We start from the raw sequence: 13,567 nt of genomic DNA, 5'->3' as shown, positions 1-13,567 counted from the left end.
AGGGCTCGCCGGGCGGGCCGGCAGGGCTGTTGCGCGGCCTTGTGGTTTGGATGGGGCCTGCGGCCATGGGCGGTCTGCGGCGGGCCGGGCGATTCGAGTTGCCGCACCCGGCCGCGCCGGCACGCCGGCATCAGGCCACGGGCACCGTGTCCAGTATTGCCTTCAGGTAGCGCCCGGTGTGGCTGGCGGGGTTGGCGGCGATGTCCTCGGGCGTGCCTTGCGCCACGATGCGTCCGCCGCCGTCGCCGCCTTCCGGCCCCATGTCCACCACCCAGTCGGCCGTCTTGATGACGTCCAGGTTGTGTTCGATGATGACGACGGTGTTGCCGGCGTCCACCAGGCGGCGCAGCACGTCCAGCAGCAGCGCGATGTCGTGGAAGTGCAGCCCGGTGGTGGGCTCGTCCAGGATGTACAGGGTGCGCCCGGTGCTGCGCTTGGACAGTTCCAGCGACAGTTTGACGCGCTGCGCCTCGCCGCCCGACAGCGTGGTGGCGCTCTGGCCCAGGCGCACGTAGGACAGGCCCACGTCCATCAGGGTGTTCAGTTTGCGCGCCACCGCCGGCACGGCCTCGAAGTACTGCAGCGCCTGTTCCACGGTCATGTCCAGCACTTCGCTGATGGTGCGCCCGCGGTAGCGGATTTCCAGGGTCTCGCGGTTGTAGCGCCGCCCGCCGCAGACGTCGCAGGGCACGTACATGTCGGGCAGGAAGTGCATTTCGACCTTGACCACGCCGTCGCCCTGGCAGGCCTCGCAGCGCCCGCCCTTTACATTGAACGAGAAGCGCCCCGGGTCGTAGCCGCGGGTGCGCGACTCGGGCACGCCGGCGAACAGTTCGCGGATGGGCGTGAACATGCCGGTGTAGGTGGCCGGGTTGCTGCGCGGCGTGCGGCCGATGGGGCTCTGGTCGACGTTGATGATCTTGTCGTAGTGCGCCAGGCCTTCCAGCGATTCGTAGGGGGCGGGCTCGGCCTGGGCGCGGTGCAGCTGGCGCGCCACCGCTGCCACCAGCGTGTCGTTGATCAGGGTGGACTTGCCCGAACCCGAGACGCCGGTGACGCATACCAGCCGCCCGGCCGGCAGGGCCAGGTCGACCGATTTCAGGTTGTTGCCGGTACAGCCCTTCAGGCGCAGCCAGGGCAGCTCGTCGTTCACCGGCCGGCGCGCCGGCACGCCTATGCTGCGCGCGCCGCTGAGGTATTGGCCGGTAAGCGAGTCGGGATTCTGGATCAGCGCCTGCGGCGTGCCGCTGGCGACCACGCAGCCGCCGTGCTCGCCGGCGCCGGGGCCCATGTCCAGCACGAAGTCGGCCGAGCGGATCATGTCCTCGTCGTGCTCGACCACGATGACGCTGTTGCCCAGGTCGCGCAGGTGGCGCAAGGTGTCGATCAGGCGGTCGTTGTCGCGCTGGTGCAGCCCGATGGACGGTTCGTCCAGCACGTACATCACGCCCGTCAGCCCCGAGCCGATCTGGCTGGCCAGGCGGATGCGCTGGGCCTCGCCACCGGAAATCGTGTCGGCGCTGCGATCCAGCGACAGGTAGCTCAGGCCCACATTGTTCAGGAATTCCAGGCGCGCCTTGATCTCGCGCACGATGCGCTCGGCGATTTCCTTCTTGGCGCCGATCAGTTCCAGGGCGACGAACCAGTTCAGGCAGGCCGACAGCGGCATGGCCTCGACCTCGAAGATGGCGCGGCCGCGCCGCTCGCCGGCGCCGGGCTCGCTGCCGATCAGCACGTGGCGCGCCTCGGGGCGCAGGCGCGAGCCGCCGCAGGCGGGGCAGGTCTTGACGTGGCGCAGCTTGCCCAGCTCTTCGCGCACCGCATTGGAATCGGTTTCGCGCCAGCGCCGCTCGAGATTGGGGATGATCCCTTCGAAGACGTGCTTCTTGACCGTAGAGCGCCCTTTCTCGTTCAGGTACAGGAAGGGGATTTCTTCCTTGCCCGAGCCGTACAGCACATGCTGCTGCACTTCGGGCGTCAGGCTCTCGAAGGGGGTGTCGATGTCGAAGCCATAGTGCGCCGCCAGGCTGGTGAGCAGCGTGTGGGTGAAGGCGTTGCGCCTGTCCCAGCCGTGGATCGCGCCGCTGGCCAGGCTCAGCTCGGGAAAGGCCACGACCCGCTTGGGGTCGAAGAATTCCACGTGGCCCAGGCCGTCGCAGGTGGGGCAGGCCCCCACCGGGTTGTTGAAGCTGAACAGGCGCGGCTCCAGCTCGGCGAGGCTGCGGTGGCACAGCGGACAGGCGTAGCGGCTGGAGAAGGCCTGTTCTTCGCCCGTGTCCATGTTCAGCGCCAGCGCGCGGCCGTCGGCCAGACCCAGCGCGGTTTCGAAGCTTTCCGCCAGACGCTGCTGGCTGTCGGGGCGCACGCGCAGGCGGTCGATGACCACGTCGATGTCGTGCTTTTCGGTTTTTTTCAGCGGCCCGAGCTGATCCAGGGCCATCATCTCGCCGTCGACCCGCACGCGCACGTAGCCCTGCGCCTGCAGTTCCGCGCATTGATCCTCGAAGCTGCCCTTGCGCGAGCGCGCCAGCGGCGCCAGGACGGCCAGGCGCGTATCGGCGGCCCAGCCCAGCACCTTGTCGACCATCTGGCTGACGTTCTGGGCCTGCAGCGGCAGGCCGTGCTCGGGGCAATAGGGCGTGCCCACGCGCGCGTACAGCAGGCGCAGGTAGTCGTGGATTTCGGTGATCGTGCCCACCGTCGAGCGCGGATTGTGCCCGGCCGACTTCTGCTCGATGGAGATGGCCGGCGACAGCCCCTCTATCAGGTCGACATCGGGCTTGTCCATCAATTGCAGGAACTGCCGCGCGTAGGCCGACAGGCTTTCCACATAGCGCCGCTGCCCCTCGGCATAAAGCGTATCGAAGGCCAGCGACGACTTGCCCGAGCCGGACAGGCCCGTTACCACCACCAGCTTGCGCCGCGGCAGGTCGACGGAAATATTCTTCAGGTTGTGCGTGCGGGCACCGCGGATGCGTATCGCGTCCATTAAATCTTTCAGGTAATTCAAAGGCTAACTTGTTACTATAGCGCGCAGGCCCGATCTTTGCTCCAGGCTCCGCCGACCCCCGAGCCGGCCCCAGGCCGGGGAACCCGATCGAGGGTGGCAGGTCTGATCCCGAAGGCGCCTGTATCGGTATGCAATGAACAGACATAGGCGTTGCTTCGCCTTGCCATACTGCTTGTGCCGTATGCGGCCTTCGGCCGCGCGCAGGGCCCGCTTTGCATTGCAATCCCGTACGTAACGGACCGCAGGCCCGCGCCGTACCCCTCGTTTTTCAGAAAGAGTCCCCCTTTATGGCTCACCATACCGCCCATCCCGGCCGATCCGAACGCGCCCGCCTCAAGCTCACGCCTACCGAGCGGCGCGCCAGCGTCATGCTGGCCCTGCTGTTCGCCTGCCGCATGCTGGGCCTGTTCCTGCTGACCCCGGTGTTCGCCGTGGCGGCCCATACCATTCCCGGCGGCAACGATGCCGCCCGCGTCGGCCTGGCGCTGGGCGCCTACGGCCTGACCCAGGCCTTCCTGCAGGTACCCCTGGGCATGGCCTCCGACCGCTACGGCCGCCGCCCGGTGATCGCCGCCGGCCTGCTGCTGTTCATCGCCGGCGGGGTCATGTGCGCCCTGGCTCCTAATATCGACTGGATCATCGCCGGCCGCGTCATCCAGGGCCTGGGGGCGATCTCGGCCGCCATCACCGCCTGGGTGGCCGACGCCACCCGCCCCGAAGTGCGCACCCGCGCCATGGCCATGGTGGGCGGCTCGATCGGCATCTCTTTTGCCGCCTCTTTGGTGCTTTCGCCCCTGCTGGTGGGCGAATTCGGCCTTTCGGGGCTGTTCTGGGCCATCAGCCTGCTGGGCTTCGTCTGCCTGATCATCGCCACCTTCGTCGTGCCGGTGGTGCCGCGCGCCAAGTCGCCCATCGTCCAGGCGCGCCCGCGCGACGTGCTGCGCCACGGCGACCTGCTGCGCCTGAACTTCGGCGTGTTCTGCCTGCACTTCGTGCTGATGTCCATCTTCGTGGTGGCGCCAGGCCTGCTCGCGCGCCTGGGGGGCTACGACTCGGCGCACCTCTGGGAGGTCTATCTGCCGGTCATTCTTATGTCGTTCGTGCTGATGGTGCCGGCGGTGTTCTACGCCGAGACCCGCCATGCGCACAAGCTGGCGCTGGAAGTCTCGGTGGCCGGCCTGGCCGTGGTATTGGCCCTGATGCCGCTGGCCAGCCACATGTTCCTGACCCTGGTGGTGATGTTCATCGGCTTTTTCATCGCCTTCAACATCCTCGAGGCGCTGCAGCCTTCCCTGGTGTCGCGCGTGGCGCCGCCCGAATTCAAGGGCCTGGCCCTGGGCTTCTACAATACCGCCCAGGCGCTGGGCGTGTTCGCCGGCGCCGCGGTCGGCGGCATCATGGCATCCTTCGGCGATGCCTCGAAGGTGTTCCTGGTGGGCGCAGCCCTGAGCTTCGTCTGGTTTTTGGTGGCCAGGGGCTTCAAGGCGCATTACTCGCACGACTGAGGCGGGGGCGACGCGGCGACGGGTTGTTGGGGGCCTTGGCGAGCCGGGTACCCCGATTGCTCAAGCTGCCTGCCGAGGCCCTGGCCGGGCTGCACTGGACAGTTTTCCAGAAATATTTAGAATGGCCGGCCCGTCGGATGCCGCGGATCCCGCGCCTCGCGAGCGGGCGGATCCGCAGCCGGCGCGGCCGGCGGCATTCATCCATCCACACTACTACTTGTAGCATAAGCCGGCCTATCGGATCACCCCGATTTCGTCGATAATAGACCCTATACGAAACTATTTACGGTAGATACGCCATGGCATCGGTCAACAAAGTCATCCTCGTCGGCAACCTGGGGCGCGACCCCGAAGTCCGCTACAGCCCCGACGGCGCGGCAATCTGCAATGTGTCCATTGCCACCACATCGCAATGGAAAGACAAGGCCTCCGGCGAACGCCGCGAAGAAACCGAGTGGCACCGCGTCGTGTTCTATAACCGCCTGGCCGAAATCGCCGGCGAATACCTCAAAAAGGGCCGCTCGGTCTACGTCGAAGGCCGCCTCAAGACCCGCAAGTGGCAAGACAAGGAAACCGGCGCCGACCGCTACAGCACCGACATCGTCGCCGACCAGATGCAAATGCTGGGCAGCCGCGAAGGCGACGGCATGGGTTCGGGCGGCGGCGGTGGCTACAGCAATTCCGCGCCCCCGCAACAGCGCGCCCCGCGCCCGGCGCAGTCCCAGGGTCAGTCCCAAGGTCAGCGCCCGGCCGCCCCGCAGTCGGCCCCGGCCAATCTGGCCGACATGGACGACGATATTCCGTTCTAAAATCTGGACGCACGCTTGGATGAAGGGCGGCTGTCGGATATAGCGGAGCTAGTTCGAGAGGCCGCCTGTAACCGCAGCTTGTGCGTCGCCCGTGCCCGACGCTTGCGTGCCCAGATCACCAGACCGGTCATGCTCAGCGCCGCAACAAAAATGCCCATAAGTGACATCAACACGCGCCCCGGCGTGCCCAGCAGCCGGCCGGAGTGCAGCGGCAACTGTGCCTGCATGAAGATGTCGCCCGCGGTGCCTTGACCCGGCACCTTTGCGCCGACGATCGCACCCGTATCCCCGTCCAGGTAGAGAACTTCATTCCCCATGCCGTCGTCGTCCCGGTCGTCTTCCGGCGTGAAGAACGCCACGCCATAGATCCCGAAGCGCTGGGCATAGAAGATGGATCCAGCGGGAGTGATCCAGCCGCGGTGGCGGCCCTCGGCCTCGGCTGCTGCGATGGCCTGCCCTCGGTCTAGCAGCGGTTCGGCCCGTTCCCTCTCGCGACTGCCGTGGCGCGATTGGAATGGCGAGGGCGTCAGGGGCGAGAAAACCGACACCAGCGGCCGCATCACTTGCGTTCCCAGGTTCAGCGACACCGAGGTCACGGCCAGCATCAGCAGCAGGCCCCACACCCACACGCCGCCGGAGCGGTGGACATCGAAGTTGAACTTGGCGCCGCCATGGCGCAGCCGGAATCTCAGCGACTTACGCCAAGTGCGCGCGCTGGGAAACGAGATATACAGAGCCAGAAAGCAGTCGACAATCCAGACCGCCGACACCGCTCCCATTAGCCACACTCCGAAGTCGATTCCCCAGCCCTTGGGAATATGCATGGTGTAGTGCAGTTTGTAGAGGAAGGGCAGCAGGTTCTCGCGCGACAGCGATATCTGGCCCCACTGCCGCCGCCCCTGGATCTGGCCGGTGGCCGGATCCATAGCCAGTTGATTGAAGCCGAGGGAGTAAGGCGCGCCGGTGGTGGGGTCGATGCGTGCGGCGACACCCAGCATCGCCGTATGACCAGGCTCCAGCGTCAGCGGCAGGAAGCTGACCCGCAGGCGCGGGTCAGCCGCTTCGGCCCGGCGCGCCAGCTCCAGAGGCGGAAGCGGGCTGTCCGTCGTACCGGAGGCGGCCAGGAACAGCTGGGGATTGACCCACTCGTCGAGTTCGTGATCCCAGGCGATCACCGCCCCGGTCAAGCCGGCAACGAACAGGAAGCCGGCGATGAACAGGCCGCACCAGCGGTGCAGCACCACCAGTGCGCCACGCATGCCGCCGCGCATCAGAACTGATAGCGCGCCGACAGCATCACGTTGCGCGGTTCGCCATAGACGTTGCTCGGGAAGCTCACGCTGCCGGACAGCGCGTTGTAGTACTTCCTGTCGAAGACGTTGTTGATGTTGAGCTGTACGTCCAGTTTCGGTGTCGCCTGCCAGCCCACCATCAGATCGGTCACGGTGTAGGCGCCTTGGGAGATGCGGAAGGGCACGCCGCTCGTGGTGCCCTCGTTGTAGATGGCGTCCTGGTAGTAGATCGAGCCGCCGATGCGCCAGCCCTGCAGCGCACCGGGCAGGCGGTACACGGTCGCCAGCTTGAACAGATGTCTTGGCGTATCGGTGTCGAACAGCGCGCCCACATTGCTGGCATTCGCATCCTTGCGGTAGCGCGCGATGGCCACCGTATAGCCGGCGCTCAGCTGCCAGTTGGGCGTGATGGCGCCCTGCACCTCAAACTCTATCCCCTGGCTGCGTACTTCGCCAGCGGCCGAATAGCAGGTGACGGTCGGGTAGCCGGCGCACTGGGTCTGGTCGGTGCTGCGGAAGGCACGGTTTTCCTGATCCATGCGGAACACTGTTGCTGAGGCATTCAGGGCACCATCGAAGTATTCACCCTTGATACCGATTTCGTAGTTGCGGCCCACCACCGGATCCAGCAGCTTGTTGCTGGCATCCAGGTAGTTCTGGGGTTTGAAGATGTCGGTGTAGCTGACATAGAGCGAGTGTTGGTCGTTCAGGTCGTAGATCAGGCCGGCGTATCGTGTCAGTTGGCTGTTGACGCTGTAGCGGTTATGCGCGCTGACGGATGGTGTGTTGGAGGTGAAGTTCGGATAGGTGTTGACGGTGTCGTTGTAGTCGAACCAGTCCAGCCGCCCGCCCAGTATTAGCTTCAGCCGGTCGGCCAAATTCAGGCGTGTCGTGGCGTATACGCTTTGCTGGGTGATCCTGGCGTCCATCCAGTCCCGTAGCGGGATGTTGGGATTGGCGACAGCGCTCGGGTCGAAGTTATAGAGGTCGAGGTTGCTGTTGAGAACCACGCCTTGGCGGCTGCGGCCGTCGAAATCGATGCTACGGTAGCTGGTGCCCAGTACCAGCTCGTGCTTGCGGCCCAGCAACTCGAAGGGGCCGCTGGCGTACAGATCCACGCTGCTCTGTTTTTCCTGGTGGGCGTTGCGTGCACCCAATTGGCTGTATTTGCCGGTAGTGATGTTGTAGTTGATGTAATGGCCCAGCATGTCGACATCTGCCTGTGCGTAATAGGCCGAGAGGTGCATGCGCCAGCCGTTGTCGAATCGGTGGTCGAGGCCCATGAACGCAGAGTTGGTGGTCTTGTTCCAATGCTCCCAGTCATTGGCGTAGGATGTGGATCGAGGCAGTCCCAGATCGCTGCCATCGCGGGCCACAGGAAGGCCGGTGAAGCCGTTGCCGTGCAGCCGATTCTCCTGATGCAGCGCGCTGAGCGTGAGCGTGGTGGAGGCATTCAGATCCTTCTCCAGAATTCCGTAGAAAGTCTGGCCCTTACTGCTTTCGCCGCGCTTGTAGCTTCCGTAGTCCTGAGTGGCGAGCACCGCGCGACCGCGCAGACTGCCGTCCTCCGATAATGGGCCAGAGGCGTCCAACTCTGCTCTATAGCGATCCCAACTGCCGGCGCTCACGCCGGCGGACACTTGCGGCACATCGGTAGGCCGCTTGCGCACCAGGTTGATGGCGGCCGACGGGTTGCCTGCGCCCTGCATCAGTCCGGTGGCGCCACGCACGATCTCTACGCGGTCGTAGATAGCCATGTCGGTGGTCAGCAAGTCCTGTGACAGGTTAGAGCTGTCCAGGCTCACGGGCAGGCCGTCGTACATGATGTTGTCCACGTACATGCCGCGTGAATAGAAGGAGGCGCGCTCTGGCCCGAAGCGCCGGAAGGTCAAGCCGGGAGCGGCCTCCACTACGTCGTTGACCGTCGCCAAGCCCTGATCCTGGATGCGTTGCCGGGTGATGACAGTGACCGCCTGTGGCGTCTCGCGCATAGACAAATTGAGCCGAGTGGCCGTGCTCATGCTATCGGTGGTGTACGAGTGCGTGCCTTCGGTAGTGCTGTCGGGCCTGGCTGTGCCGGTCACCGTAATCGGGGATAGCGTGGTGGCGTCGGACGCCGCAGGTGAGAGCGTGTTGTCGATACGCAGCACGAACGCGCCATTGTCCAGCAGCACGGCCCGAAGGCCGGTGCCGGCGAGCAATAGGGCCAACGCGCCGGAGGCTGGATGTCGACCGTTCACACCGGCTGTGTGTTTGCCCTCGGTTTGCTCGGCGGTGAAGGTCAACATGATGCCAGCCGTGCTGGCTAACTGACGCAGCGCTGGAGCCAGCGGCCCGGCGGCAATCCTGAAGTCGGCCACAGCGGTCCCGGTAGCAGCAGCGGCGCCTTGAGCACGCACGGGGGCCGGTGCGCCGACCGCGAGGGCGACGGTCAGCGCCAGGGAAGCAAGTGCAATAGGAGATGGATGTGGGTGTCCCGAATCTTGGGCACGGCGCGGGTTCGGCATGTTCTTCCTCTTGATGGGATCCCCGAAAATTTAGATCCCTCATAAGGTAGGTGCCGCGAAAACGCCAATCGGGCAGTCGATGCGAAAAAATTTTTGCCGCGGCCTTAACCTGCTGGTACGACCGTCACCCAGAAACGGGTGCGCCACTGCACGCGTACCGGCAATACGTTGGGCAGCGTGTCCAGGATGCGGTCGGTGTCGGCCAAGGGGAAGACACCTGAAAGGCGCAGCCCCGCGATCCGCGGATCGACGCGCAGCAGGCCAGGCCGGTAACGGCCCAATTCGGCCAGAAAGTCGCCCAGCCGCTGCTCGTCAGCCACCAACTGACCCCGTGCCCACGCACCCGCGTTCTCATCGACCAAGCGCGGCGCCTCGACCGCGTCGCGGCTGAACTGGGTCTGCTCGCCGGCGTGCAGCAGACGCGCACTGCCGAATCCAGCCAAGGGACAGACTTCCACTGCGCTCTCCAGAACCGCCACACTGGTTCGTCCGACGCGCTGTCGTACGGTGAACCGCGTGCCCAGCGAGCGGACGCTGCCTTCGGCGGTCGCCACCAGCAGCGGCCGCGGATCGATTCGCCCCGGCCCATGGCGAGTGGCGATCATGATCTCGCCCGCCACCAGCAGGATGCTGCGCTGGTTCGCATCGAAGCGCAGATTCACCGCGCTGTCCGTGTTGAGCGTCAGCCGGGTGCCGTCCTCCAGTGTGAAGTTGCGTTGCTCACCGGTGCCGCTGCGGCAGTCGGCCATACTGGCCTGCCAAGTGTTGGTGCGAGAGGCGAGCAGCCCGGCGCCGGTGGCCAGGCCGCCCCACAGTAGCATTCGGGTGGCCCGTCGGCGGGCGGCGGAGGACGGCCGGTCGCTCGCGCCGTAGGACGATAGGGCCGCGTACGCCGGAGCGCTCTCCAGTGATTTCATCCGGCCCGTGACGGACTCGACGTGCTGCCAAGCGGCTTCATGGTCGACATGTGCCTGGCGCCATTGGCGCCATTGACGTTGTTGCTCATTGCTAGCCTCTCCGGACATCAGCAGGGTGAGCCAGTCCGCAGCAGCATCCGCGGTGGCCCGGCTGATGACCCGGCCGCTGGGCAGGGTCAGCGTATCTTTATTGAGAGCCATGACGTCAGACAGTCAACGCGAACATGCATACGCGATTGGCCTTGGTCAGATACTGCTTTACCGAACTGGTCGAAGTCCCCAGCCGCTCGGCGATCTCGGCGTAGCTCAGTTCGACCAGGTGAGCCAGCAGAAAAGCTTCTCGCACTTTGGGCGGCAGGCCATCGAGCGCGCGATCGATCTGCTGCAGGCTTTCGAGGGCCATCAGCCGTGTTTCCGGCGAGGGAGCCACTTCCTCCGGCAGGCAGGCGAGGGCTTCGAGGTAGGCGGTTTCGAGCAACTGCCGGCGGCGCCGGTGTGCGAGGAGCCGGCCGGCGACCGTCGCCAGGAACGGACGCGGCTTCCGGATCTCGGCAGTTGCAGCCTTGCCATCCAGCAGGCTTAGAAAAGTGTCCTGCGCCAGGTCGGCTGCCGCGAACGTGTCGCCTACACGCTTGCGCAGCCAGCCATGAAGCCATGTGCTGTGCTCGACATACAGCACGGCCAAATCGTCGGCAATAGGTGGATCCTGGGCGGGCATGGGGACGGGACAGGGAGGGTCTGAATAATGCAATAACATAATAAGAATTAATCTCATTATTACACGTAATCGAGCTACTCGATCCGGCAGCGCGCCATCGAATGAGTCCGGCGGCTCGTTCCAAACCGGCTGCGGCCGCCGGTGCAGTGCGTACGTCGCATGCCTCGCCGGCACGCGTCGTGCCATGTTGCCAGGCCGCATGCGCTAGACTTTCGCCTTTCGACCCCGCGCGATCGGGGTGCGCTTTCGGGACTTTGACATGGCCTTGCGCGCCACCATCTACAAAGCAGACATCCACGTTGCCGACAATGACCGCGGCTATTACGGCAGTCATGCCGTTACCGTGGCGCGGCACCCGTCCGAGACGGACGAACGCCTCATGGTGCGATTGCTGGCCTATGCGCTTTGGGTGCAGGCCGACGAGCGCCTGGTCTTTACCCGGGGCCTGAGCGAAACCGACGAACCCGATCTATGGAACCTGGATCTGACCGGCGCCATCCAGCAATGGGTGGAAATCGGCCTGCCCGATGATCGCCGCCTGCTGAAGGCCTGCGGTCGGGCCGAGCATGTCGTAGTGCTGGCCTACGGACGAGGTGTCGGCATGTGGTGGTCGGGCATACGGGACAAGGTCGCCCGGGCCGGCAACCTGCAGGTATACGCCCTGGATGCCGAGGCGACCAAGGCGCTGGCCGCCCTGGCCGACCGCAGCATGGATCTAAGCGTGAACGTTACGGATCGCAATGCCTGGGTGTCCTGCGCTCGCGGCGACGTCAGCCTGGATGTGCAGTGCCTGCGGTAACTTCGCTGCGGCGGCTTCAATGCGGGGAGCTGAAATCCATACAGTGCAGCCTGTCAGTTCAGGCAGTGACGCCGGTATCTACCATTGGCCATAAAAAAACAGACTCGGGCTGCTACTTGTTCAGCAGCTTGCCAAGCCTATGTCATGGTTCCGAGCACCGTGTCGCACCGGCAGTATGGATTCCTCAGATGTGATATTTGCCCCGATCGCCGCGCGGCTGCAGCAGTTTGCGTTCCCTGGCCCAGGCCAGGCCGTCCAGCGTGCCGGCGGCGGGCACGTATTCGCAGCCTATCCAGCCGGCGAAGCCGCGCGCCTGCAGCAGGTCGAGCAGGTACCCGTAGTTGATTTCGCCTACGGTGGGTTCGTGGCGGCCGGGCACGCCGGCGATCTGTATGTAGTCGATATCGTCGAAATGGCGCTCGATGAGCGCGGCCAGGTTGCCCTGTTCTTGCTGGGTGTGGTAGAGATCCAGTTGAAGGCGCAGGTTGGGTGCGCCGATGTCGTGGATCAGCTCCAGGGCCTGCTCGACCCGCGTAAGCGAATAGTGCGGCAGCATTTCCCGGGTCAAGGGCTCGAGCAGCACCAGGATACCGTGGCCGGCGTAGTAGTCGGCGGCCCGCGCGATATTGCGCCGCAGGGTCGGGTGAACTTCTTCGAATGTCATCCCGCGGCCGAGATTGCCCGTCAGCAAGTGCACGCGGCGGCAGCGCAGCTGGCTTGCATAGGCCAGGCCGGTTTCCAGCGCCCGATCGAAGTCGGCGCTGCGCCCCGGCAGCGTGGCCAAGCCGCGCTCGCCCGCCGAATAATCGCCCGGCGGCAAGTTGATGACCGACATTTCCAGGTCGTGGGCCTCCAGTTGCTCGGCCATTTGTGCGGGATCCTGGTCGTAGGGGTACATGGCCTCGACCGCTGCGAAGCCAGCGCGCGCCGCGGCCTCGAACCGTTGCAGGAATGGCAGTTCGGCGAACAACAGCGAAATATTCGCCGAGAGCTTGAGCATGGGGTACCTGCGGGCCTCAGTTTATTTTCACACCGGCGATTTTGTTGATGCTCTGCCATTTCTTGAGTTCTTGCGCGGCGAATTGCTGCGACTGGGCCAGGGTCATCTCTGATATGTCGGCACCGAGCTGGTGGATTTTTTTCTGGATGTCCGGCTTGGCCAGACTTGTGCGCAGGGCAGCGTTGAGGCGTTCTACTTCTTTTTGCGGCGTGCCAGCGGGCGCCAGCACGGCCCACCACGAAGTCGTGGAAAACGTGGGGTAGCCCTGTTCGGCGACGGTGGGAACGTCGGGCATCTGCGGCCAGCGTTTTTCCGAAGTGACGGCAATGGCCCTGAGCTTGCCTTGCTTGATGAACGGCATGGACGAAAGCGGCTGGTCGACCATGAAGTCGACCCGGCCGGCAACCAGGTCGGGATAGGCCGCGGCGCTGCCCTTGTAGGGAACGCTGACCATCTTGGTGCCCGACAGGGCTTCCAGCCATTTGGCGTTGAGCAAGTGCATGGTGGCGCCCGTCGCGTAATTGATGGTGCCCGGAGCGCTGCGGGCTTTGCGAATGACGTCCTGCAGGGAATGGTATTTGGATTGCGAGTTCACCAGGAACACGTTGGGGGACGAAGCAACCATGCCTATCGTTACGAAATCCCGGTGCGAGTCGTAGGGAATCTTCGAGAAAATCGCCGGATTGATGGCATAGACGCTGGTGGTGACCAGCATCAGCGTGGAACCGTCGGGCTTGGCCTGCTTCAAGGCGCGCGCGCCAATGAAGCCTTCGGCGCCCGGCTTGTTTTCCACGATGACGCTGGTGCCGAGATCATCGGCCATGCCCTTGCCGATTATCCGGGCCAGGAGGTCGGTGGAGCCGCCGGCGGAAAATGGCACGATCATGTTGATCGGGCCGCTGGGGTCATTTGCGGCCGCGATTGCCGAGGCCGGTACGATGCAGGCCAACGCCGCCGACAGCAGCAGGGTGTGGGCAAGCTCTTTCATTTTCATAGTCGTCTCCTGGGTG

At 64.9% G+C, this 13,567-nt stretch carries 10 protein-coding genes; 3 read left to right on the top strand and 7 right to left on the bottom strand.

What is annotated here, in order from left to right; genetic code table 11:
- Positions 1-130: 130 nt before the first annotated feature.
- Positions 131-2,989: an excinuclease ABC subunit UvrA gene (gene uvrA, locus CEY11_RS04160; protein ID WP_088602114.1), complete on the bottom strand. Its 2,859-nt coding sequence runs from the start codon at positions 2,987-2,989 to the stop codon at positions 131-133.
- Between the two features lie 308 nt (positions 2,990-3,297).
- Here uvrA and CEY11_RS04155 point away from each other — a divergent pair, with 308 nt between their 5' ends.
- A complete protein-coding gene (locus CEY11_RS04155; protein WP_088602113.1) occupies positions 3,298-4,515 on the top strand; it encodes an MFS transporter in 1,218 nt (405 codons plus the stop codon).
- 299 nt (positions 4,516-4,814) lie between these two features.
- Positions 4,815-5,324: a single-stranded DNA-binding protein gene (ssb, locus tag CEY11_RS04150; RefSeq protein ID WP_088602112.1), complete on the top strand. Its 510-nt coding sequence runs from the start codon at positions 4,815-4,817 to the stop codon at positions 5,322-5,324.
- On the opposite strand, the gene CEY11_RS04145 is transcribed toward ssb, so the two are convergent.
- The 4 genes from CEY11_RS04145 to CEY11_RS04130 form a co-directional block, all read right to left on the bottom strand.
- Positions 5,321-6,583: a PepSY-associated TM helix domain-containing protein gene (locus CEY11_RS04145; RefSeq protein ID WP_088602716.1), complete on the bottom strand. Its 1,263-nt coding sequence runs from the start codon at positions 6,581-6,583 to the stop codon at positions 5,321-5,323. The two genes, ssb and CEY11_RS04145, sit on opposite strands and share 4 nt — an antisense overlap.
- Before the next feature lie 11 nt (positions 6,584-6,594).
- Positions 6,595-8,904 (bottom strand): TonB-dependent siderophore receptor, encoded by a 2,310-nt coding sequence (locus CEY11_RS04140; protein WP_233154714.1) that lies wholly within the window; start codon positions 8,902-8,904, stop codon positions 6,595-6,597.
- Positions 8,905-9,227: 323 nt separating this feature from the next.
- Positions 9,228-10,241 carry a FecR domain-containing protein gene (locus tag CEY11_RS04135; RefSeq protein ID WP_088602110.1) on the bottom strand — a complete coding sequence of 338 codons (1,014 nt, stop codon included), beginning with the start codon at positions 10,239-10,241 and terminating at the stop codon, positions 9,228-9,230.
- Positions 10,242-10,245: 4 nt separating this feature from the next.
- Positions 10,246-10,758, bottom strand: a complete 513-nt coding sequence (locus CEY11_RS04130; protein WP_198958829.1) for a sigma-70 family RNA polymerase sigma factor — start codon at positions 10,756-10,758, stop codon at positions 10,246-10,248.
- 259 nt (positions 10,759-11,017) lie between these two features.
- Here CEY11_RS04130 and CEY11_RS04125 point away from each other — a divergent pair, with 259 nt between their 5' ends.
- Positions 11,018-11,557 carry a YaeQ family protein gene (locus CEY11_RS04125; RefSeq protein ID WP_088602714.1) on the top strand — a complete coding sequence of 180 codons (540 nt, stop codon included), beginning with the start codon at positions 11,018-11,020 and terminating at the stop codon, positions 11,555-11,557.
- Between the two features lie 184 nt (positions 11,558-11,741).
- Here the strand turns inward: CEY11_RS04125 and CEY11_RS04120 are convergent, their stop codons facing one another.
- Positions 11,742-12,557, bottom strand: coding sequence for a hydroxypyruvate isomerase family protein (locus CEY11_RS04120; RefSeq protein ID WP_088602109.1), 816 nt, complete (start codon positions 12,555-12,557; stop codon positions 11,742-11,744).
- A 16-nt stretch (positions 12,558-12,573) separates the two neighbouring features.
- Entirely contained in the window at positions 12,574-13,551 is a 978-nt protein-coding gene (locus tag CEY11_RS04115; protein ID WP_088602108.1) for a Bug family tripartite tricarboxylate transporter substrate binding protein, read from the bottom strand.
- Positions 13,552-13,567 lie beyond the last annotated feature (16 nt).

The sequence above is a fragment of the Candidimonas nitroreducens genome, from assembly GCF_002209565.1.
Classification (GTDB): Bacteria; Pseudomonadota; Gammaproteobacteria; order Burkholderiales; family Burkholderiaceae_B; genus Candidimonas; species Candidimonas nitroreducens.
This window is presented reverse-complemented; position numbering and strand designations above follow the sequence as displayed.

Excerpts from the sequence above, each read along its gene's own strand:
- uvrA (WP_088602114.1), bottom strand. The coding sequence starts at position 2,989 with ATGGACGCGATACGCATCCGCGGTGCCCGCACGCACAACCTGAAGAAT.
- CEY11_RS04155 (WP_088602113.1), top strand. The coding sequence starts at position 3,298 with ATGGCTCACCATACCGCCCATCCCGGCCGATCCGAACGCGCCCGCCTC.
- ssb (WP_088602112.1), top strand. The coding sequence starts at position 4,815 with ATGGCATCGGTCAACAAAGTCATCCTCGTCGGCAACCTGGGGCGCGAC.
- CEY11_RS04145 (WP_088602716.1), bottom strand. The coding sequence starts at position 6,583 with ATGCGTGGCGCACTGGTGGTGCTGCACCGCTGGTGCGGCCTGTTCATC.
- CEY11_RS04140 (WP_233154714.1), bottom strand. The coding sequence starts at position 8,904 with ATGTTGACCTTCACCGCCGAGCAAACCGAGGGCAAACACACAGCCGGT.
- CEY11_RS04135 (WP_088602110.1), bottom strand. The coding sequence starts at position 10,241 with ATGGCTCTCAATAAAGATACGCTGACCCTGCCCAGCGGCCGGGTCATC.
- CEY11_RS04130 (WP_198958829.1), bottom strand. The coding sequence starts at position 10,758 with ATGCCCGCCCAGGATCCACCTATTGCCGACGATTTGGCCGTGCTGTAT.
- CEY11_RS04125 (WP_088602714.1), top strand. The coding sequence starts at position 11,018 with ATGGCCTTGCGCGCCACCATCTACAAAGCAGACATCCACGTTGCCGAC.
- CEY11_RS04120 (WP_088602109.1), bottom strand. The coding sequence starts at position 12,557 with ATGCTCAAGCTCTCGGCGAATATTTCGCTGTTGTTCGCCGAACTGCCA.
- CEY11_RS04115 (WP_088602108.1), bottom strand. The coding sequence starts at position 13,551 with ATGAAAATGAAAGAGCTTGCCCACACCCTGCTGCTGTCGGCGGCGTTG.